At 68.2% G+C, this 21,138-nt stretch carries 22 protein-coding genes; 7 read left to right on the forward strand and 15 right to left on the reverse strand.

From position 1 onward, the window contains the following. Positions 1–215: 215 nt before the first annotated feature. Entirely contained in the window at positions 216–1,136 is a 921-nt protein-coding gene (locus tag BLS50_RS26275) for a LysR family transcriptional regulator (RefSeq protein WP_074805231.1), read from the reverse strand. A gap of 60 nt (positions 1,137–1,196) precedes the next feature. Further along, entirely contained in the window at positions 1,197–2,144 is a 948-nt protein-coding gene (locus tag BLS50_RS26280) for a GlxA family transcriptional regulator (protein ID WP_074805235.1), read from the reverse strand. 106 nt (positions 2,145–2,250) lie between these two features. On the opposite strand from BLS50_RS26280, the gene BLS50_RS26285 reads away from it, so the two are divergent. Beyond that, positions 2,251–2,559: a DUF3817 domain-containing protein gene (locus tag BLS50_RS26285; protein ID WP_012339296.1), complete on the forward strand. Its 309-nt coding sequence runs from the start codon at positions 2,251–2,253 to the stop codon at positions 2,557–2,559. Beyond that, entirely contained in the window at positions 2,556–2,957 is a 402-nt protein-coding gene (locus BLS50_RS26290) for a CopD family protein (RefSeq protein WP_074805238.1), read from the forward strand. Before BLS50_RS26285 ends, BLS50_RS26290 begins: the two co-directional genes overlap by 4 nt. Positions 2,958–2,966: 9 nt before the next feature. On the opposite strand, the gene BLS50_RS26295 is transcribed toward BLS50_RS26290, so the two are convergent. The 3 genes from BLS50_RS26295 to BLS50_RS26305 all read right to left on the reverse strand — a co-directional run bounded on the left by BLS50_RS26295 (position 2,967) and on the right by BLS50_RS26305 (position 6,357). Next, positions 2,967–3,560 carry a hypothetical protein gene (locus tag BLS50_RS26295; RefSeq protein WP_006480394.1) on the reverse strand — a complete coding sequence of 198 codons (594 nt, stop codon included), beginning with the start codon at positions 3,558–3,560 and terminating at the stop codon, positions 2,967–2,969. Positions 3,561–3,761: 201 nt separating this feature from the next. After that, entirely contained in the window at positions 3,762–5,150 is a 1,389-nt protein-coding gene (locus BLS50_RS26300; RefSeq protein ID WP_074805239.1) for an NCS2 family permease, read from the reverse strand. Between the two features lie 529 nt (positions 5,151–5,679). Then, the gene (locus BLS50_RS26305) at positions 5,680–6,357 is read right to left on the reverse strand and encodes a TetR family transcriptional regulator (RefSeq protein WP_069231712.1); all 678 of its coding nucleotides are present in this window, start codon (positions 6,355–6,357) and stop codon (positions 5,680–5,682) included. A 48-nt stretch (positions 6,358–6,405) separates the two neighbouring features. On the opposite strand from BLS50_RS26305, the gene BLS50_RS26310 reads away from it, so the two are divergent. After that, positions 6,406–7,071: an O-methyltransferase gene (locus BLS50_RS26310; protein WP_027805511.1), complete on the forward strand. Its 666-nt coding sequence runs from the start codon at positions 6,406–6,408 to the stop codon at positions 7,069–7,071. A 122-nt stretch (positions 7,072–7,193) separates the two neighbouring features. Here BLS50_RS26310 and BLS50_RS26315 read toward each other — a convergent pair whose 3' ends face one another. The 7 genes from BLS50_RS26315 to BLS50_RS26345 form a co-directional block, all read right to left on the reverse strand. Beyond that, a complete protein-coding gene (locus BLS50_RS26315) occupies positions 7,194–7,712 on the reverse strand; it encodes a DUF3455 domain-containing protein (protein WP_074805241.1) in 519 nt (172 codons plus the stop codon). A gap of 137 nt (positions 7,713–7,849) precedes the next feature. Next, positions 7,850–8,812: a cyclase family protein gene (locus tag BLS50_RS26320; protein WP_074805243.1), complete on the reverse strand. Its 963-nt coding sequence runs from the start codon at positions 8,810–8,812 to the stop codon at positions 7,850–7,852. Between the two features lie 19 nt (positions 8,813–8,831). Further along, on the reverse strand, positions 8,832–9,947 hold the full coding sequence (locus BLS50_RS26325; protein WP_074805246.1) for an alkene reductase: 1,116 nt from the start codon (positions 9,945–9,947) through the stop codon (positions 8,832–8,834). A gap of 69 nt (positions 9,948–10,016) precedes the next feature. After that, positions 10,017–10,823 carry a 2,5-didehydrogluconate reductase DkgB gene (gene dkgB / locus BLS50_RS26330; protein WP_074806728.1) on the reverse strand — a complete coding sequence of 269 codons (807 nt, stop codon included), beginning with the start codon at positions 10,821–10,823 and terminating at the stop codon, positions 10,017–10,019. Between the two features lie 151 nt (positions 10,824–10,974). Beyond that, positions 10,975–11,925, reverse strand: a complete 951-nt coding sequence (locus tag BLS50_RS26335; protein WP_074805250.1) for an LLM class oxidoreductase — start codon at positions 11,923–11,925, stop codon at positions 10,975–10,977. A 16-nt stretch (positions 11,926–11,941) separates the two neighbouring features. Beyond that, positions 11,942–12,265 carry a MoaF-related domain-containing protein gene (locus tag BLS50_RS26340; RefSeq protein WP_012339306.1) on the reverse strand — a complete coding sequence of 108 codons (324 nt, stop codon included), beginning with the start codon at positions 12,263–12,265 and terminating at the stop codon, positions 11,942–11,944. A 28-nt stretch (positions 12,266–12,293) separates the two neighbouring features. After that, positions 12,294–13,496, reverse strand: a complete 1,203-nt coding sequence (locus BLS50_RS26345) for an MFS transporter (RefSeq protein WP_069231707.1) — start codon at positions 13,494–13,496, stop codon at positions 12,294–12,296. A gap of 101 nt (positions 13,497–13,597) precedes the next feature. On the opposite strand from BLS50_RS26345, the gene BLS50_RS26350 reads away from it, so the two are divergent. Further along, positions 13,598–14,539, forward strand: coding sequence for a LysR family transcriptional regulator (locus tag BLS50_RS26350; RefSeq protein ID WP_006480405.1), 942 nt, complete (start codon positions 13,598–13,600; stop codon positions 14,537–14,539). A gap of 70 nt (positions 14,540–14,609) precedes the next feature. On the opposite strand, the gene zwf is transcribed toward BLS50_RS26350, so the two are convergent. After that, positions 14,610–16,085 (reverse strand): glucose-6-phosphate dehydrogenase, encoded by a 1,476-nt coding sequence (gene zwf / locus BLS50_RS26355; RefSeq protein ID WP_011549013.1) that lies wholly within the window; start codon positions 16,083–16,085, stop codon positions 14,610–14,612. A gap of 202 nt (positions 16,086–16,287) precedes the next feature. Between zwf and BLS50_RS26360 the strand changes: the two genes are divergently transcribed. Together BLS50_RS26360 and BLS50_RS26365 are read left to right on the forward strand one after the other, a co-directional pair. Next, positions 16,288–16,866 carry a TetR/AcrR family transcriptional regulator gene (locus BLS50_RS26360; RefSeq protein WP_023475788.1) on the forward strand — a complete coding sequence of 193 codons (579 nt, stop codon included), beginning with the start codon at positions 16,288–16,290 and terminating at the stop codon, positions 16,864–16,866. A gap of 153 nt (positions 16,867–17,019) precedes the next feature. Next, complete coding sequence (locus BLS50_RS26365) at positions 17,020–17,895, forward strand: SDR family NAD(P)-dependent oxidoreductase (RefSeq protein WP_011549015.1); 876 nt, start codon at positions 17,020–17,022, stop codon at positions 17,893–17,895. A gap of 28 nt (positions 17,896–17,923) precedes the next feature. Here BLS50_RS26365 and BLS50_RS26370 read toward each other — a convergent pair whose 3' ends face one another. Further along, complete coding sequence (locus BLS50_RS26370) at positions 17,924–18,835, reverse strand: LysR family transcriptional regulator (protein WP_074805253.1); 912 nt, start codon at positions 18,833–18,835, stop codon at positions 17,924–17,926. A 251-nt stretch (positions 18,836–19,086) separates the two neighbouring features. Between BLS50_RS26370 and BLS50_RS26375 the strand changes: the two genes are divergently transcribed. Then, on the forward strand, positions 19,087–20,430 hold the full coding sequence (locus BLS50_RS26375; protein ID WP_074805256.1) for a serine hydrolase domain-containing protein: 1,344 nt from the start codon (positions 19,087–19,089) through the stop codon (positions 20,428–20,430). Between the two features lie 99 nt (positions 20,431–20,529). Here the strand turns inward: BLS50_RS26375 and BLS50_RS26380 are convergent, their stop codons facing one another. Then, positions 20,530–21,108 (reverse strand): peroxidase-related enzyme, encoded by a 579-nt coding sequence (locus BLS50_RS26380; RefSeq protein ID WP_011549018.1) that lies wholly within the window; start codon positions 21,106–21,108, stop codon positions 20,530–20,532. Positions 21,109–21,138 lie beyond the last annotated feature (30 nt).

Consider the following 21,138-nt stretch of genomic DNA (forward strand, 5'->3'; position numbering starts at 1 on the left):
TCGTTTTGTTCGATGGGTGCGCGGTTGTGCCGCGCCGTAAGCCTTCGGCCCGCCGCGGCTTCGCGTCGGACAGTCCGTTTCGCCCGCCCGATGGGGGCGCGCGACGTGCGCAAGATTATCAAGACAAAATACCGGCAGGGCGCCTAGGACAAGCCCCGATACCGGGCCCGGCGGCGGCGCGTCGAATGCGCAGCCGTTTCACACACAGGAACGATTCAGCCGAGCGTTTCGTTGACCGCGCGCTGCAGGCACGTGACGAAGTGCGACACGGCGGGCGTGGGCAGCAGGTCGCGCCGCGCGATGATCGACAGGTCGAAGCGCGGCATGCTTTCGTCGAGTTCGGCCGTGCGGATGCCGAGCGGCGCGACCATCGCGGCGAGCGGGCGCGTGAAGCAGCCGATCACGTCCGAGCGCGCGACGAGCCCGAGTGTCACCGCGAACGACATCGGCGAGCGCAGCAGACGTTTCGGCAGCGGCAGCCCGTGCGCCTCGAACATCCCGACCATCACGCTGTGCGGGAACTGCTCGGCGCCGACGGTGACGATCCACTCGGCGTCGAGCAATTCCTCTAACCGGCGCGCCTGCGCGAGCGGATGACCGTCGCGCATCACGATCGTGAATTCGGTCGACAGCAGCGGCAATTGCGTGAAATCGCGGTCGAGCGCGGGCACATGGTGCATCGCAGCGATGTCGAGCGTGCCGTTGCGCAGTTGCGCGAGCGCGTCCGGCACCGTCATTTCCTCGAGATGCAGGCTGACGTTCGGCATCGACTGTCGAAACGCCGTCACCGCGTGCGGCAACGCGGTCAGCGCGATCGACGGCATCGTGCCGACCGCGACGCGGCCCGACATCTCGCCTTTCACCTGCTCGACGGCCTCGACCGTGCGGCGGACGTCGCCGAGCAACTGCTCGGCGCGCGGCAGCAGCGCCGCGCCGCAGGCGGTCAGCTCGACGCCGCGCACGCTGCGCACGAGCAGTTCCGCGTTGAGCGCCGTTTCGAGCTCGCGGATCGTGTGCGTGATCGCCGGCTGCGTGACACCGAGCCCGCGCGCGGCGGCGCGCAGGCTCTTCAGGTGCGCGGCGGAGACGAATGCCTGGAGCTGCGCGATGTTCAGGGGATTGCGGATGCGGGTCATCGGTCGGGTCCGGTTGGCGCGAGCGGGAGCGGTGGGTTCGGGGGCCGAGCCCGCTGAAGGTCACGCATCGGCGCGCGCGCGGAATGCCTGCCGATAGCGCTGCGGCGACGTGCCGACGATACGCGCGAAGCGTTCGCGAAACGCGGTGACCGAACCGAACCCGGCTTCCGTCGCCACGTGTTCGATCGACAGCTCGGTCACCTCCAGCAACTGCTGCGCATGCCGCACACGCGCGGTCTGCAGCCATTGCCCGGGCGACGTGCCCGTCTGCTCCTGGAAGCGCCGCGTCAGCGTGCGCACGCTCGTCGACGCCTTGCGCGCGATCGCGTCGAGCGTCAGCGGCTGGCGCAGGTTCGCGTGCAGCCAGTCCATCAGGTCGTGCAGCCCGTCGCCGCCGGCCGGCCATTCGGGCGCGATGAACTGCGCCTGCCCGCCTTCGCGCACGCGCGGCGCCACCGCGCTGCGGGCGGCGTCGACGGCGACCGCCGCGCCATAGTCGGCCTGGATCATGTGCAGGCACAGATCCAGGCCGGCCGCCGCGCCGGCCGAAGTCAGGATCTGGCCGTTGTCGACGAACAGCACGTTCGGATCGACGTCGACGTTCGGATGGCGGCGCGCGAGTTCGGTGGCCGCGAGCCAGTGCGTCGTCGCGCGCAGGCCGTCGAGCAGCCCGGCTTCCGCGAGCACGAACGCGCCGCTGCAGATCGATGCGATCCGGCATCCGCGCGCGGCCGCCGTGCGCAGCGCGTCGAGCACGCGGCGCGACGTGGGCGCGAGCGGCACCGACGTGCCGGGGACCATGATCGTGTCGGCGTCGGCCAGCGCATCGAGGCGGAACGGCGGGCGCAGCTCGAACAGCTCGCCGCCGACGCGCGGCTGCTCGCTGCACACGCGCACGCGGTACGCCGGCTCGACATTCGGCGCCCGCACGCGCGCGAACGTATCGCAGGTGACGCCCAGATCGAACGGCACGACATCGGGCAAGGCGAGAACGGCGACCGTGTGCATGACGTTCGGGGATGTGGCCAGAATCCGTTGAAAGATGTCATTCTAGCCAGTGGCTCGACCCGGCGCCACACGCGACAATCGCGGCGGACCATCTGGAGGCCTGCCGATGAAACAAGACGATCGCAACGCGTTGCGGAACCTGCAATACCTGTCGCTGCTGGAGGCGATCACGCTCGTCGTGCTGGTGTGCGTGGCCGTGCCGCTCAAGCATCTGGCCGGATATCCGGTCGCGGTATCGATCATGGGCCCGGTTCACGGCATCGCGTTCGCGATGTACGTGTGGGCGGTGGTCGGCACCGCGTCGAGCGGGCTGTGGAGCAAGGCCGAGGTCGCGCGGCTGGTGCTGTCGGCCGTCGTGCCGTTCGCGGGGCTGGCGAGCGCCGGCTGGATCGCGCGCAGGCGGCACGCGCGATGATCTACCTGATGCTGAAGGCCGTGCATCTGGCCGCCGTCGTCACGTTCGTCGGCGGGCTGTTGTTGTCGTCCGTCGCGGTGCGTATTGCGAATCTCGCCGTGCATCGCGCGGTGCGGCGCTGGGATCGCACGGTGACGGCGCCCGCGCTCGCGATCGTCTGGATCGCCGGCATCGCGCTCGCGCTGAGCGGTCACTGGTTCGGCGCCGCGTGGCTGTCGGTGAAGCTTGTGCTCGTCGTTGCCTTGTCGGTGCTGCACGGGGTCCTGGCCGGCACGCTGCGGCGCATGGAGCGCGACGACCTCGTCGTCGTGCCGGCGCCGTGGCTCGGGCACGCGGCCGGCGCGGTGATCGTCGTGATGGCGCTCGTCATCGGGCTGGCCGTGATCAAGCCGTTCTGACGGCGCGAATCAGGCCAGCGCGATCTCGACCGCCGCTAGCGTACGACGCCGAATCCAGCCGCTCCCCAGCCGGATCGCGAGCCAGTACGGCGTGAACAGCGCGCGCGTGCGCGCGCTCGGGCAATGGACGAAGGTTTCGGTGCGCAGGATGTGCGCGCCCGACGCGAGCCCGACCACCTCGAACCGCAGCACCAGCTTCGCATCGCGCGGGTCGTCGTGCCGGACGAAGGCGTCGGCATCCGCGAGCGGGCGCACGTCGGGCGTCGGGCGCCAGAAGCGGCCGACGAGGCCGAGCGACAGCGACGTGTCGTCTCGATGGAGCGGCGTGAAGGTGTCGAAGCCGAAGCGCGCGCGTTCGGGGCGGGCCGGCGCGTGGCGCAGCGCGCCGGCGATGGCCGCCGGGAATTCACGCACCGTCAGCAGCGTGTCGATGACGGGATCGGCGCGCATGTCGAGCGACGCGACGACGTCGATGATGCGCGCGGGCGGTGCGCCGATCGGCTGCGATTCGTGCACTTCGTGGAAGCCGAACGACGGAATGAACGGCGGCTTGCGCGCCGAGGCCCGGGTGCTCGATTCGGAGACGATGCCGAGTGTGTTCATCGCGACTCCTGAAGGCAAAACGCGATCGTAGCACCGGGCGCGAACGGGTGTCGCGCCGTTTGCGCGTGGCGCGTCGCACCCGCAAAAAAGCCTGGAAACTCGCGTTCCCAGGCTGGAGACCATCAACGATGATGGTGGAGGAGACGATGTCGTCCCGATGCGCGCCGCCCTTCTGCCGGCGACGTCGCGCATGTCTCGGGCTCAGATGGCCCAGCCGCCGAGATAGAACGTGACGAGCACGGCCGCGATGAGCACGGTGCCGACGTTGAGCTTGCGGAATTCGCCGCTGGCGACGCGGCCGATCACGAGCGTCGAGAAGCCGAGCATGATGCCCGTCACGATGTTCGCGGTCAGCACGATGAACACCGCGCACACGAGGCCCGACATCGCGTCGACCATGTCGTCCATGTGCAGCTTGCTCACGCTGCCGAGCATCAGCAGGCCGACGTACATCAGCGCCGGTGCGGTGGCGTACGACGGCACGAGGCCCGCGAGCGGCGAGAAGAACATCACGACGAGGAACAGCAGGCCGACCACGGCCGCCGCGAGGCCCGTCTTCGCGCCGGCGGCCACGCCGACGCTCGACTCGATGTAGGCCGCCGCCGGCGCGCCGCCGAGGAAGCCGGAGAAGATCGAGCTGATCGAATCGGCGGTCAGCGCACGGCCGCCGTTGATGATGCGGCCGTTCCCGTCGAGCTGGCCGGCCTGGCCCGCGACCGCGCGGATCGTGCCGGTCGCGTCGAACACGGCGGTCATCACCAGCGCGAGCACGCTCGGCAGCACGGCCATCGACAGCGCGCCCTTGATGTCCATCGCGCCGATCAGCGATGCGTGGCCCGGTGCGCTCAGCGACGGCAGCGCGAAGATGCCGCGGTACTTCACGCCCGGATCGAAGATCAGGCCGAACACCGAGATCGCGATCACGACGAGCAGGATGCCGCCCGGCACGCGACGCTTTTCGAGGCCGAAGATCGCGGCGAGGCCGACGACCGACATGATGACCGGGAACGCGGTGATCTGGCCGAGCGAGACCGGCAGGCCGGCGCCCGGGTTCTTGATCACGAGGCCCACGTCGTTCGACGCGATCAGCAGCAGGAACAGGCCGATGCCGATCCCGGTGCCGTGCGCGACGCCCGCGGGCAGGTTGCGCAAGATCCACGAACGCACGCCGGTGACCGAGATGCCGGTGAACACGAGCCCCATCAGGAACACGGCGCCGAGCGCGACCGTCGGAGGCAGCCCCTTGCCGAGCACGAGCCCGAACGCGGTGAACGCGGTCAGCGAGATCGCGCAGCCGATCGCGATCGGCAGCTTCGCCCACAGGCCCATCAGCAGCGAGCCGAACGCGGTGGTGAGGCATACCGCGACGAACACCGCGCTCGTGTCGAAGCCGGCCTTGCCGAACATGCCGGGCACGACGAACACGGAATAGACCATCGCGAGGAAGGTGGTCACGCCGGCAATGATCTCGCGGCGCTGCGTGCTGCCGCGCAACGAAATGCCGAAGTACCGGTCGATGGCGCCGTTGGCGCCCAGGCCGGTTTCTTCCGCGCCGACGCCGACCGTCGGCTGCACCGGGGTATCACTCATGAGCTTGCTCCTTTATCAGCATGCTGAAACGGCTCGTAGCGAACCGTCGTCAGGGTGTCTCGTATCTAGTTGGATTGATCGGCAACGTCGTGGGGACGCATGACGCGTGGTGTGTGTCGTTACGGGCGAGTCGAAACGATCGCGAGGGTGTCGCGTCGGACGACGCGTGGTGTGGGCGACCCCGTCACGTGTGCTTTGCCGTAGCGAAGGTTAGGCGAGCCGCCCATCACGTCCCATCGGGGGAAGAGCATGCAGCGCATGTCGCAGCGCTTATATCGGCGTGCGACGGGGCTCCGTCGCGCCGGCCCGCGTGTATACGCCTAGTTCGAATCCGTTAAGGCGACTATTTGAATGCAGGGTCGGCGGGCAGCGCGCAAGCGGGCGAGGCACTGGATTTTACGAATTGCTTTCAGAATGGGGCCGGAAGCCGGCGCGAACCGGGGCGGGTGACGGGATTCGCCGCCGCGCAGAACCTGCATCCGGACGATACGACTGGCGCGCGTGCGCGGTTTCCGTGTCGGCGCGGGCCTCAATCGTGCGCGAGATGCGCGAGATACGCGCAGAACATGTCGGCCATCGCGGCCGAATAGGCGTCGATTTCCGCCGGCGTGCGTGCCGTTTCGGAGAACGCCTTGCCGCCCGTGGTGAGCGTCGTCAGGATCAGCTCGCACGCGAGCGCGTGCGTGGCGTCGGGCACGTCGGGCAGCGCTTCGCGCATGAACGCGCTGAACGCCCGGTTGCCCTCGGCCTTCACGTCCTGCGCCTCGGGGGCGTCGCGATAGAGCGGGGCCGCATCGTCGAGGGCGATCCGCATCGGCGCCTCGTCGCATTCCGAACGGATGAACGCATGCACGGCGGTGCGCAGCCGCTCCGGCGGCGTCTTCCGCGTGTCTTGCAGTATCCCGCACAGCATGTCGTGCGTCTGCCGCCACTCGTCGTGCTGGAGCCGGAACAGCACGGACGCCTTGTTCGGGAAGTACTGGTACAGCGAGCCGACGCTCACGCCGGCCCGCTCGGCGACGCGTGCCATCGTGAAGCGCTGCGCGCCTTCGCTCGCCAAAACCTGAATAGCCGCCTGCAGGACGTCCTCGACGAGACGGGTCGAGCGCGCCTGCCGAGGCTGCTTGCGCGTGGCGATCGGGGCGTTTCGGCGGTGGGTCATGAGCGGTTTGCCAATGCGAATAGTAAAACCTGAATAGTTCGTCATATTCTAGTCGGGTGCACTGACGCACTCAACTGCTACCGGAGATATCGCATGACCACCCTGATGCTCGACCCGCTGGCTTCGCTGCTGGCGCGCCTGTTCGACGAAGCCGACGCGTCGTCGCCCGCGACGAGCCCGGCCTTCGCCAACGTGTCGCGCGACGAGCAAGCGCGGCTGATGCGCAGCAAGACGGACTACGCCGATCTGTATGCGCGCCTGAAGGATTACCCGCTTCCCGTGTCGCGCGAGACGGGCATGCTGCTGTACATGCTCGCGCGCAGCGGCGGCGCGAAGGCAATCGTCGAATTCGGCACGTCGTTCGGCATTTCGACGCTGCATCTCGCGGCCGCGCTGCGCGACAACGGCGGCGGGCGGCTGATCACGAGCGAGTTCGAGCCGTCGAAGGTCGTGCGCGCACGGGCGAACCTGGCGGCGGCCGGATTGGCCGATCTCGTGGAGATTCGCGAAGGCGATGCGCTGCGTACGCTGGCTGACGATCTGCCGGATGCGGTCGATCTGCTGCTGCTCGACGGCGCGAAGGCGCTGTATCCGGAGATTCTCGCGCGGGTCGAGCCGCGGCTCAGGGCGGGCGCGTTCGTCGTGGCCGACAACGCGGAATACAGCCCCGACTACCTTGCTTACGTGCGCGCACCGGAAAACGGCTATCTGTCGGTGCCGTTCGGCGGCGACGTCGAACTGTCGATGCGGACGCGCTGACCAGACGGAACGAGGGTGCCGGTGATTTCACGCTTCCCCGCATCAAATATAGGATGGCTGATTAAATCGACGCATGACGAAAGGCGACGGGATGATGCCCGTCGCTTGCGACGCCGTGCGCGTCATTTCAGGAACACGTAGCGCGCGAAGTACGGAAAGCGGCCGACCGCATGCTCGGTCGTGCAGGTCGCGGCCGGCGGCGTGCCGCCCGCCGTGTCGAGCCGCTGCACGAAGCGCACGCCGGCGAGCGTGCCGGTGGCGGCCGGCGTCGCCGCGAGCAGCAGTTGCGGAACGCTGGCCGGGCTGGCGCTCGGCGCTTCCGCGAGCTTCTTGCCGGTAATGCGGCTGCCGTCGAGCGCTTCCCACGACGGCCCTGCACCGTGCCGCACGACGAGCGTGCCGCTTTCATCGAACAGCATCGCCTCCGGGCGCTTGAAGGCCCACGCGAGCCGGTGGTCGGCATCGTATTCGCACGCATAGATCTGCACGCCGGTCGCGGTGGTCGCCAGCACCGGCGTGGCTGGCGCTGGCGGCGCGAGGCCGGCGGCCTCGTCGGCGTGGGCGGGCGCGGTGAAAGCCGCCAGGGAAAGGCCGGCCGCGAGGGCCAGCAGCATGTCGCGTGTCGGGGAGCGGCTTGGCATGACGGAGCGTCCTTTCAGGTCGGGTGACGGTCGTATGGCGTCGATCCCGTCAACGTTAGACGCCGATCGCACAGGCTGCAATGCGGAAATGACAATCGCGGCGATAGTCGCCGCGATTGCCCAGGGCGGGCGCGCGATCAGCGGATCGCGACCGGGTTGATGTTGACCTGCGTGGAGCCGACGTACAGCGGCTGGCCGAGCACGAACAGGAATTCCCATGCTTTGTCGCGCACCAGCGCACGGCTGTCGATCAGCTCCAGGTTGTAGATGCCGCGCTTCGCGAGCATGTACTGGTTGACCGGGAATTCGTCCTGCGTATGCGGATTCGGATAGACCTCCGACGCCCACGTGTCGCCGCCGAACGCGACGATCCCCTGGTCGGCCAGCCACTTCGCGGCTTCCATGCCGATGCCGGGCTCGACGTCGAGGAACTGCTTGTCGTCCTTGCCGATCAGCTCGAGCCAGCCGGTGTTGAACAGCACGACGTCGCCCTTGCGCAGCGTCAGCCCCTGCTTCTTCAGCACGGCCTGGATGTCGGCGACCGTGAATTCGGTGCCGCCCGGCACGATCGGCTTGCCGTAGTAGGCGGTCATGTCGAGCACGACGCCGCGCGTGACGATCGGCGGCACCTTCTCGACGCCGAGCTTCTTCACGCCGTCGACGGTCACGAAATCGGCCGCCTTGTTGCCGTTGTAGTAGACGTTGTCGATGCCGATGTGGCCGATGCCGTTCAGCTGCGTGCCGACGCCGGTCCATGCGTTGACGAGTTCGTCGTTGAACGTGAACTTGTTCGGGCCGAGGCTCTTGCCGGCCTGCTGGCCGACCTGCACGTTGTACAGCCGAAAGCTGCGGTGGCGGTACGCCGGCAGGTTCTTGTCCACCGGCACGGCCAGCGGATAGGTCCTGCCGGCTTTCACGAGGCCGACCGCCTGCCTGACGACGTCGGGCGTCAGCAGGTTGGCCGCGCCGATTTCGTCATCGGCGCCATAGACGGACGGATACCAGTCGGCCGCGGGGGCGGCCGGCGCGGCGTGCGCCGCCTGGGCTGCCGCGAACGGCAGGATCGCGGCGAGCACGAGCCGGGCGAGCGTTGCTTTCATTCCAGACTCCTGTCGATCGTTATGCCGCGGCTTGCGCGAGCGTCGGGTAGTCGGTCAGGCCGTGGGCGCCGCCGCCGAACAGCGTGTTGCGATCGTGCGACGCGAGCGCGGCGCCGGTGCGCAGGCGTTCCGGCAAGTCGGGGTTCGCGACGAACGGGCGGCCGAATGCGACGAGGTCGGCCCAGCCGGCGGCGATCGCTTCGCGGGCGCGCTCGGCGGTGTACGCGCCGGCATAGATCAGCACGCCCGGGAACGCGGCGCGCAACTGCTGCTTGAAGGCGACCGGCATCAGCGGCGCGTCGTCCCAGTCGGCTTCCGCGATGTGCAGGTAGCCGACGCCGAGTTCGCCGAGCAGCTTCGCGGCGGCGAGGTAGGTGGTTTCCGGATCGTCGTCGACGCAGCCGTTCAGCGTGGTCAGCGGTGCGAGACGGATGCCGACGCGCGACGCGTCGCCGGTCCCTTCGATCAGCGCCTGCGTGACTTCGCGCAGGAACCGCAGCCGGTTCTCCAGCGAGCCGCCGTACGCATCGGTGCGCGTGTTCGCGTTCGAGTCGATGAACTGGTTCACGAGGTAGCCGTTCGCGCCGTGCAGCTCGACGCCGTCGAAGCCGGCTTCGATCGCGTGGCGGGCGGCGGTGCGGTACTGGTCGACGATCTCGCGGATCTCGTCGATCGACAGCGCGCGCGGCTCGGACGCCTGCACGAAGCCCGGCGTGCTGCCGTCTTCACCGGCGATGAACACGTTCACGCCCTTCGCCTGGAGCGGCGACGACGATACGGGCTGCTGGCCGCCGAGCAGGCTCGTGTGGCTCAGCCGGCCGACGTGCCACAGCTGCGCGAAGATGCGGCCGTGCGCGGCATGCACGGCGTCCGTCACCTTGCGCCAGCCGGCGATCTGCGACGGCGTGTGGATGCCGGGCGTCCACGCGTAGCCCTTGCCGAGCGGCGCGATGTAGGTGCCTTCGCTGACGATCAGGCCCGCGCTCGCGCGCTGCGCGTAGTACGCGGCCATCAGTTCGTTGGCTTCGTCGCCGGGCTGGCTGGCGCGCGAACGCGTCATCGGCGGCATCACGATGCGGTTCGGCAGCGTCAGCGCGCCGAGTCGCAGCGGTTGGAAAAGCGGGTCCTGGGTCATGGTGGTGTCCTGTCGGTGCCGCGGCCGGCGGGCCGCGGATGGGTCATATCGGATGAAGCCGCCGCGTGCTCAGTCCCACGTCGGCGCGAGGCCGGCCGGGTCGACTTCGCGGCCGTTGCGTTCGAGCGCGGCGATCTGCGCCATGTCTTCGTCGGTCAGGCGCAGCGTCTGCGCGAGCAGGTTGCTCGCGAGGTTCTCGCGCTTGGTCGACGACGGAATCACCGAGTAGCCGAGTTGCAGCGCCCACGCGAGCGCGACTTGCGCCGGCGTCGCGTCGTGACGCTGCGCGATCGCGCCGATCACCGGGTCGCCGAGCACCTTGCCGTACGCGAGCGTCATGTACGACGTCACGTGGATGCCTTCGGCGTTCAGGAACTCGACCAGCTTGCGGTTCTGCAGGTACGGGCTCAGCTCGATCTGGTTCGTCGCGATCGCGTCCTTGCCGACGGCCGCGATCGCTTCCTTCGTCAGTTCGATGTTGAAGTTCGAGATGCCGATCTGGCGCGTGAGGCCCTTCGCCTTTGCGTCCGCCAGCGCGGTCATGAACGCGTCGATCGACACGCCGTTGCCCGGCGCCGGCCAGTGGATCAGCGTCAGGTCGACGACGTCGGTGCGCAGCTTGCGCAGGCTTTCCTCGAGGCTGGCCGCCAGTTTCTCCGGCGCGTAGTTGTCGACCCAGATCTTCGTCGTGAGGAACAGGTCTTCGCGGCGCACGCCCGATGCGGCGATCGCTTCGCCGACTTCGGCTTCGTTGCCGTAGATCTGCGCGGTGTCGATCGCGCGGTAGCCGACTTCGAGGCCGTTGCGGACCGAGTCGATGACGACTTGGCCTTGCAGGCGAAAGGTACCGAGGCCGAATGCGGGAATCTTGCTCATCATGTGCTCCTGAAAGAGGGGGAACGATTGCGGGATGGACGTCATTCTGGCGTTTGAGACTGATGAAATAAACGCCTGTAGAGGTCAAATATATTTGATTTGAAATCAAATATTGGCCGGCAATTCGCCTATTGGAAGACGCTCGCCGGCCTTATGCGGCGAGCGTCTGCGGATTCGTTTTCGGATGGAGTGCGGGCAGCACGTCCGCCGCGATCTCGGCCATCGTCTCGTCGAGCGGCCGCCGGTTGCGGCGGAAATGCAGGCCGATGTGCCGCACGCCCGCGTCGCGCATCGCCGCGAGTTCCTCCGTCAGCGCGATGCGCCCCGCGCGGGCGCCGAAGCGGTGCCGCTGCAGCGGTTCGTGCGGATCTTCCGCGAGGTCGAGGTGGATGAAGCTCACGTACGGCTTGTCGCCCGCCACCGCCCGCCAGTTCGCGGCGCGCTGCAGGTGATCGGCCGGCGTGCCCGGATATGCGAGGCAGCCGTCCATGTGCTCGCCGATCCACGCGGGCGTCTGCTGCGCGAGGCCCGCGACGAGCAGCGGCACCGGCGAGCGGGCGACGGGCAGCACTTCCAGGCCGGGCGGCAGATGTCCGCGCGCGCCGTCGCGCAGCAGCGCGATCTGGTCGCGGAAGTTCGCGCCGCGCGACGCGAAGTCGCGGCCGAACAGCGGATATTCGACCGGCCGGTCGCCGCTCGCGACGCCGAGCAGCAGGCGCCCGCCGCTCAGCTCCTGGATCGTCGCGGCCGATTTCAGCGTCAGCAGCGGCTCGCGCAGCGGCAGCACGACGGCCGCGGTGCCGAGCAGGATGTCGCGCGTGATGCCGGCGAGGTAGCCGAGATACGAGAACGTTTCGAACACCTGAGCGGCGTCGCCGAACGACGGGTCGTACACCGGCACGTCGCGCACCCAGAGCGCGCGAAAGCCGAGCGTGTCGGCCAGTTGCGCGAGTTCCGCGTGGATTTCCAGGTCGGGCTCGCCGGGGTGGCGGCCGTCATGCCGGCGTTTCGCGTTGCCGGACGGGGTCCAGTCGTTGTCGAGCGGCAGTTCGATGCCGATGCTGAAGCCGCCGGCGGCGAGCTTGTCGAGGGAGGGGGACATGATCGGGGTGCTCCGTTCAGACCGCGCGCAGGCTGCCGTCGAGCCGGTAGAAATCGAGCGACGACGCGGTGAAGAACGAGCGCGACGTGCCGGCGGCGAAATCGTCGATGTGCACGACGGTGGCGCGATCGGCTTCCTGCCACGAGATCGCGTAGGTCTCGCCGGCGACGAGCTGCCACGTGTATTCGACTTCGCCCTTCGCGCCCGCGTACGGGCCTTCGGTGATCTCGTAGCGCATGTGGCGGCCGTCCTCGTCGTACGCGTTGAGCGCGGTGAGGCCGTCGTAACGGACTTCGAAAGTCTTGCCGGCGAACGGCGGACGTTGGGTCGATGCGTTCATGCTGGTGGCTCCTGTGAAAAGGTGACGTTCAATGGGCGAGTTCGACGGGTTCGGCCGTGCGTGCCGGCAGGCCCTGACGGCTGTCGAGACGGCCGCTCAGCGCGGTGAGGGCGAATGCGCCGAGCGTGACGACGGCGGCGATCCACGGCGTGTGGCCGAGGCCGACGTTCGCGACGATCAGGCCGCCCAGCGACGAGCCGCCGGCCACGCCGAGGTTGAAGGCGGCGATGTTGAAGCCCGAAGCGACGTCGGTGGCGTCCGGCGCGAAGTGGCGCGCCTGCTTGACGACGTACACCTGCAGCCCCGGCACGTTGCCGAACGCGACGGCGCCCCACGCGAGCATCGTCAGCACCGCGAGCCATTTCACGTGGATCGTGAAGGTCAGTGCGAGCAGCACGATCGCGAGCAGCAGGAAGATCCGCTTGAGCGCCTTCACGGGGCCGACGGCGTCCGCGAGCTTGCCGCCCCACACGTTGCCGACCGCGACCGATACGCCGTAGCCGACCAGCACGAGGCTGACCTGCGACGGCGTGAAGCCGGCGATCTGTTCGAGCAGCGGCGCCATATAGGTGAACGCGATCAGCGAGCCGCCGTAACCGACGGCCGTCATCGCATAGACGAGCAGCAGGCGCGGCTGGGCCAGCACGCGCAGCTGGCGGGCGAGCGGCGCGGGCGGCGTCTGCGGCAGCCCGCGCGGCACGAACGCGACCGCGCCGAGGAACGCGACGAGGCCGAACAGCGCGACGATCAGGAACGTCGCGCGCCAGCCGAAGTGCTGGCCGATGAAGGTGCCGAGCGGAATGCCGGCGACGAACGCGACGGTCATGCCGCTGAACATCGTCGCGATCGCGCTGGCGGCCTTGTCCTTCGGCACGAGCGTGGTCGCGATGATCGAGCCGACCGAGAAGAACACGCCGTGCGCGAGGCCGGTGAGGATGCGCGCGACGATCAGCGATTCGTAGCCGGGCGCCTGCCATGCGACGAGGTTGCCGACGGTGAAGAGCGCCATCAGCCCGGCGAGCAGCGCCTTGCGCGGCACGCGGCCGGTGAGCGCCGTGAGGAGCGGCGCGCCGATCGCGACGCTCAGCGCGTACAGGCTGACGAGCAGGCCGGCGGACGGCAGGCTGACGCCGAGGTCGGCGCCGATCGTCGGGATCAGGCCGACGATCACGAATTCGGTGGTGCCGATGGCAAAGGCGCTGATGGTCAGCGCAAGCAACGCGAGTGGCATGACGGGATCCGGGTTTCAGTAGGAATGGATCGCAGTGTGCCGGCTTTACTTTTGCTGAAAAACTGGTCTATAAACCAAATTGTTTTGATTTCAAATCAACAATGAAAATCACCCTCGACGAACTCCAGGCCTTTGCCGCCGTGGTCGACACCGGTTCGATCACCGCCGCCGCCCAGCAGCTCGACCTCACCGTGTCGGCGACGAGCCGCACGCTCGCGCGGCTCGAGGAGAAGCTGAAGACCACACTGCTGCGCCGGACCACCCGCCGGCTCGAACTGACGGAAGAAGGGCGCGCATTCCTGCAGAACGCGCGCGCGATCATCGAATCGGTCGAGACCGCGGAAGAGCAGATGCTCGCGCGGCGCGAGATGCCGTCTGGGCGCCTGCGCGTCGACGCCGCGACGCCGTTCATGCTGCACGTGATCGTGCCGCTCGTGCGCGGCTACCGCGAACGCTTCCCGAAGGTCGAGCTGGAGCTGAACAGCAACGAGGGCATCATCGATCTGCTGGAGCGGCGCACCGACGTCGCGATCCGGATCGGCCGGTTGAAGGATTCGACGCTGCACAGCCGGCGCATCGGCAACAGCCGGGTGCGCATCCTGGCAAGCCCCGACTACATCGAAGCGCATGGCCAGCCGCGCAAGGTCGAGGATCTCGACAAGCACACGCTGCTCGGCTTCACGCAGCCTGAATCGCTGAACGTATGGCCGATCCTCGGCACGGACGGCGAAGCGTACCGCATCGAGCCGGACGTGTATTCGTCGAGCGGCGAAACGCTGCGGCAGCTTGCGCTGGAGGGCACCGGCGTCGTGTGTCTGTCGGATTTCGTGACCGCGCAGGATCGCGACGCGGGGCGGCTGGTGCAGGTGCTCGCGCGCCACACGCTCGACGTCCAGCAGCCGATTCACGCGGTGTACTACCGCAATACCGCGATCTCGTCGCGGATCGCGTCGTTCGTCGACTACCTGATCGAGGTGCTGGGCGGGGGCAGCGGCGGCGATGCGCCGGCGCGGCGCAAGGCCGCGTGGATGGAGCCGCAGTAGCGGCGCAGCGCAGGCGGCGCTGCGCGGCGGGAGCGGGCGTGCCGCGCGGCGGCACGCCGTCGTGCTGCGATTACGCCTCTTCGGCCCACGACATCCCGTCGCGCGCGAGCAGCGCCGACGAAGCCGCGGGCCCGAACGTGCCGGCCGTGTACAGGCGCGGCCGGTCGCCGAGCTGCTTCCAGCCGTCGAGGATCGGCTCGACCCACGACCACGCGGCTTCGAGCTCGTCGCGGCGCATGAAGTGCGTGAGGCGGCCGCGGATCACGTCGATCAGCAGCCGTTCGTACGCTTCCGCGCGCCGTTCCGGAATCGCCTGCTGCAGATCGAGGTTCAGGCTCACCGGCACCATGTTCATGCCGCTGCCCGGCTCCTTCGCGAGCATCTGCAGCTGGATCGACTCTTCCGGCTGGAGCTGGATCACGAGGCGGTTGCCGTAATTGCGCGGGCCGGTCGGGATGATCGAGAACGGCATGTCCGCGAACTCGATCACGATTTCCGACTGGCGGCGCTGCAGCCGCTTGCCGGTGCGCAGGAAGAACGGCACGTTCGCCCAGCGCCAGTTGTTGATGTGCGCGCGCAGCGCGACGAAGGTTTCCGCGCGGCTGTCCGCCGGCACGTTGTCTTCCTCGAGATAGCCCTTGACCGGCTGGCCGTCCACCGCGCCGGCCGTGTACTGGCCGCGCACCGTGTCGCGCGCGACGTCCGACAGCGACATCGGGCGCAGCGAGCGCAGCACCTTCAGCTTCTCGTCGCGCACCGCGTCCGGGTCGAGCGACACCGGCGGCTCCATCGCGACGATGCACAGCAGTTGCAGCAGGTGGTTCTGCACCATGTCGCGCAGCGCACCGGTATGGTCGTAGAAGCCCGCGCGGCTGCCGACGCCGACCGTTTCCGCGACCGTGATCTGCACGCTGCGGATGTTCGGCGCCTGCCACAGCGGCCCGAAGATCGGGTTGCCGAAGCGCAGCACCATCAGGTTCTGCACGGTTTCCTTGCCGAGATAGTGGTCGATCCGGTAGATCTGCGATTCCTCGAAGTGCTTGCCGACCGCATCGTTGATCGCCTTCGCGGACGCGAGATCGTGGCCCAGCGGCTTTTCGAGGACGACGCGCGAGTGCGCGTCGACGAGGTGCGCGGCCGACAGGTTGTCGCAGATCGTCGTGAACAGCTCCGGCGACGTCGACAGGTAGAACACGCGCACCGCGTCGCTACGCGCCGCTTCGGCGAGGCGCAGATAGTCGTCCGGCGCGTTCACGTCGATCAGCACGTACTTGAACAGGTCGAGGAAGCGGCTCCACGCGTCGGCGTCGAACGCCTTCTCGTCGATGAACGGGCGCGACTGCTCGTCCATGAACTTGCGATAGCCGTCGATGCCCCAGTCGCGGCGGCCGACGGCGATGATGCGCGTCTCGGGCGGAAGATTGCAGTGCAGGTGCGCCATGTACAGCGCGGGCAACAGCTTGCGGGCGGCCAGGTCGCCGCCGCCGCCGAAGATGATCATGTCGACGGGCCGGTCGGCCGCCGTCTGGGAAGGCTGATTCGTCATGGGAGGTTCGCGGTTTGAAACGGTGAACGTGAAACGAACGTCGAGGGCAATGAGGCGCCGGATGCTCGGGCGCCGGTACGGCAAAACGCAATAGTGCACCGTTTTGATGGTTTGCGTATGCGTTCCCCCGGATGTAACAGGGCTTGCGTTCCGGATACCGTGTTGATTATGATTGAGCGCTCACTCATTAAAGGAATCGAACGTGGCCCGACCGCGCAGTCCCGACAAGCACGATGCCATCCTCGCCGCGGCCGCGCGTGCGCTCGCCGAGGACGGCGCGAGCGCGACGACCGCGCGCATCGCGAAGCTCGCCGGCGTGGCGGAAGGCACGGTGTTCACGTACTTCGAGACCAAGGATGCGTTGCTGAACGCGCTGTACCTGAGCCTGAAGGCCGGCCTGCGCGAGGCGATGATGACCGGTTTTCCGGAACACGCGCCGGCCGAGCAGGCCGTGCGGCATGCGTGGAATGGCTACGTGTCGTGGGGCGTCGCGAATCCGGACGGGCGCCGCGCGCTGCAGCAGCTCGGCGTGAGCGGCCGCATCGACGACGCGCATCGGGCGGCCGGCGCGGAAGGCTTCGGCGGGATCGGCTCGCTGCTGCGCGAACAGGTCGCCGCGTCGGGCGGCCTGAACCGCGACGAAGCCCATGCGTTCTGCTCGGCGTTGTTCACGTCGATCGCGGAAACCGCGATGGAGTCGATCGCACGCGATCCGGCGCGGGCCGACGCATACCGGGAAGCGGGGTTTCGCGCGATGTGGGCCGTGTTGCACACGGTGTGAGTCAGGGATTGCCGTCGTGGCGGCGTGTGCCGCGACGACGGGCAGGGCGTTTCAGGCAGGGCGATGCAGGTCATGAACGATCGATGCGTCGCCCATATTAATGAGTGAGTAATCATTCATTTTCATCGTTTCACCACGATCAAGGAGTGGAAAATGTCGAAAGTCTGGTTGGTAACGGGGGCCGCGCGCGGCCTCGGGCGAGCGATTTCGGAAGCGGTGCTGGCGGCGGGCGACCGGCTGGTGGCGGGCGCCCGCGATCCGGCGCGACTGGCCGATCTGGCCGAACGGTATGGCGACCGGCTGCTGCCGGTCGAACTCGACGTCACCGACGAAGCGGCGGCCGCGCAGGCCGTCTCGGCGGCACGCGCGGCGTTCGGCCGCATCGACGTGCTGGTGAACAACGCGGGCTACGGCCACACGGCGCCGTTCGAGCAGATGAGCGCCGACGCTTTCCGCGACCAGATCGAAACGAACCTGTTCGGCGTGATCAACCTGACCCGCGCGGTGCTGCCGACGATGCGTGCGCAGCGCGCGGGGCACATCTTCCAGGTGTCGTCGGTCGGCGGGCGCACGTCGACGCCCGGATTGTCCGCGTATCAGGCCGCGAAGTGGGCGGTCGGCGGGTTCAGCGACGTGCTCGCGAAGGAAGCCGCGCCGTTCGGCGTGCGCGTGTGCACGCTCGAGCCGGGCGGGATGCGCACCGAATGGGCCGCGCAGGCGAAGCGCGGCGTCGACGATCTGCTGCCCGACTATCAACCGTCGGTCGGCAAGATTCTCGACCTGCTCGGTGCGTATGGCGGCCACGAGATCGGCGACCCCGCACGCATCGCGGCGCTGATCGTCGACCTGTCGCGCCGCGACGACGTGCCGCTGCGTTTGCTGCTCGGCGGCGATGCGCTGTTCGTCTGCGAGCAGGCGGAGCGGCAGCGTGCGGAAGAGGCGGCGCGGTGGCGGGACGCCACGCTGTCGACGCAGTTTCCGGATGCGAAGCTGCCGGACGGGCTCGATGCGTTGAAGGTGATCGAGTAACGGCGGCCGGCAGCACGGCGCGCTGCGTTCAGCGCGCGCCGTGCTGCCGCTGCGCGGCTTTCTCCCATGCCGCGCTGGCGGCGTCGATCGCTTCGATGATTGGCGACGGGTTCCACGTGCCGGGCTTCCACACCGCGACGATCGAATGGACGAGGCTGCCGTGCCCGACCTCCGTGTCGATGCGCGTGACGGACGGCCAGCAGCCGGCGTCGAAATGCGTCGGCAGGAAGCCCCAGCCATGCCCGTGCTGGAGCAGGTGACGCACCGTTTCGAGTTCGTTCGCGTACACGAGCCGGTCCGAGACCTGCAGCAGTTGCGCGAACTGCGTGCTCAGCGACCGGTGCATCACCACTTGCGGCTTCGCGGCGAGCGCGGGGACCGTGACCGGCGACCCGTTCGCCGGAAACAGGTCGGTCGACGCGTAAAAGCCGATCTCGATCGCGCCGACGGCCCGCCATTCGAGCTCGGCCGCGATGAACCGATTGCGTGCCAGGCTGATCGCGACCTGCGCGGCGCCGGACACGAGCGCCGCCTCGGCCTCGTCGCGTGACGCGCTCCACGTGCTGACGTCTATGCCCGACGTGGCGAGATCGTCGATCAACGCATGCAGCAGCGTGCGCGGCACGAACGGATCGTAGGCGATGCGGATCGCGTCGGCGATGCCCGACGGCACGCCTCTCGCCGCGGCGCCGAACGCTTGCGCCTGCCGCAGCAGCAGGCGCGCCTGGCGTTGCAGGCGTTCGCCCTCCGACGTCAGCGACAGCACCCGTCCACTGCGCGCGAAGAGCGGAAAGCCCAACTCGATTTCGAAGAATTCCAGCAGTTCGCTGACGGTCGAGCGGTCCTTGCCGAGATGCGCGGCGGCCTTCGTGATGCTGCCGTGTTCGGCAATGCACGCGAACGCCTCGATCTGCGCGAGCGAGTAAGTCAGTGCGCCCATGATGTCCCTTCCGGCGGATGCGGGGGATTTTCCCACATGTGCCGTTTTGCCTCGTCGACGCGCGCGCTCGATACTGGTTTTCGAGGGCGCGATGCGGGAGCCGCCGTGGGCGTGATCGACGCGCGTATGCCGCGCGTCGGACGCCGGTGACGATGGCACCGCCCGCGTCGCGCCCTGAAACGTTCGGGCCGTGCGGCGGAAACCTTCTTGCGCAGGCGCGACCGGACATCGTCGACAAGGACACACACACAATGAAACCGAGGTTCGATCGTTCATTCGGCATCGCGCTTGCAGCGGCCATCGTCGCGGGCAGCGCAGTGACGGCGTCGTTCGCGCAAGCCGCGTCGTCTGCCGCGCTGCCCGCCGCCGCGACGTGCGGTGGCGTCGCGCTGGCCACGTGCCCCGCACCGTTCGACGCGACGCTGCCCGACCCGAAGCGGATGCTGACGTGGAGCCAGCCGGATCGCGTGATCGGCTTTCGCAACGACTATCGCAACTATGCGGGCGACGTGTTCCACCATGGCGCGGCCACGCCGTTCGTCAACGCCGCCCGCATGCTGACCGACGTATCGTACGAAGTGCACGGCAAACGCTACACGCTGAAGGACTACCTGAAGCACCAGGACGTGGCCGGCCTGCTGGTGCTGAAGGACGGCAAGATCGCATACAAGTATCTCGGCGACGGCAACACCGATACGACGTTGTGGACGTCGCGCTCGGTCGGCAAGTCGGTCGTGTCGACGCTCGTCGGGGTCGCGTTGCAGGAAGGGAAGATCAAGTCGCTCGACGATCGCGTGACCGATTACGAGCCGGACCTGAAGGGCACCGCGTGGGACGGCGTGACGCTGAAGCAGTTGATCCAGCATACGTCCGGTGTCGCGTGGAACGAGAGCTATACGAATCCGGACTCCGATTTCGCGAAGCTCACCCAATGCGAGGCGCGGCCCGGCACGTACGCGTGCGTGCGCACGCTGGTCAAGGGGCTCGGCCGCGCGCATCCGCCCGGGCAGACCTGGTCGTACAGTTCCGGCGGCGCGTGGCTGCTCGGCGACGTGCTCGAACGCGCGACCGGCATGTCGCTCGCCGCTTATCTCGAAAAGACGATCTGGAAGCCGTACGGGATGGCGAGCGATGGCGTGTGGCACGCGTATCGCGAAGGGCAGCACGACGTCGGCGCGCACGGCTTCAATGCGACGCTGGAAGACTGGGGCCGCTTCGGCGAATTCGTGCTGGGTGGCGGCAAGCTGCCCGACGGTACGCGGATCTTGCCGGAGGGCTGGCTCGACCAGGCGTCGGACTGGACCCAGGCGCGGCAGTCGGTGTCGGCCGGGCATCCCGACGGCATCTACGGCTACCAGTGGTGGAACAACGCGGTGCCGGTCGATGCGAAGGGCACGGACCCGACGCCCGCGGCATCGATGCGCGGCGCGCTGTGGGCGCTCGGCATCTTCGGCCAGGTCATCATGGTCAACCGCGCCGAGCATCTCGTGATCGTGCAATGGTCGACGTGGCCGAAGGCCGAGCCGTCGTTCGATACGCTGCCGCTCGAAGCGTCGGTGTTCTACAGCGCGATCGCGCGGGAATTGCGGCATTGAGCGAGGGTGGTGCGTTGCCTGCCGCAACGCGCGGAAGGCCGGACGCAGGCGCGCCGGCCTTCCGGGGCGACGATGGCGTGATCGCCGTGACCGGCGCCCTCAGCGCCCCAGCGCGTAAAACGCCGCGTTGGGCCGCATGTTGGTCACGTTCGCGATGCGGTTGGACATCCCGAAGAAGGCCGAGATCGCCGCGATGTCCCAGATGTCGTCTTCGGTGAAGCCGTGCGTCTTCAGCGTGTCGAAGTCCGGCTCGCCCACTTGATGCGCGGCCTGCGACACCTTCATCGCGAAGTCCAGCATCGCCTTCTGCCGGGCGGTGATGTCGGCCTTGCGGTAGTTGGTGGCGACCTGGTCGGCGATCAGCGGGTCCTTCGCGCGAATCCTCAGGATCGCTCCGTGCGCGATCACGCAGTACTGACACTGGTTCGCGGCGCTGGTGGCCACGACGATCATTTCGCGTTCGGCCTTGCTGAGATTGCCCGGCTTGTCCATCAGTGCGTCGTGGTACGCCATGAACGCGCGAAACTCGTCCGGGCGATGCGCAAGGGTGAGGAACACGTTCGGGATGAAGCCCGATTTTTCCTGGACGGCCGCGATGCGTGCGCGAATGTCGTCGGGCAGGTCTTCGAGCGCCGGCACCGGGAAGCGGCTGACGGGCGCGTTGTCTGAAGCGGTCATGAAGTCTCCTCGATAAAGCGGCACGAATGA

The organism is Burkholderia orbicola (assembly GCF_900100915.1).
In the GTDB taxonomy this organism is placed as follows: domain Bacteria; phylum Pseudomonadota; class Gammaproteobacteria; order Burkholderiales; family Burkholderiaceae; genus Burkholderia; species Burkholderia orbicola.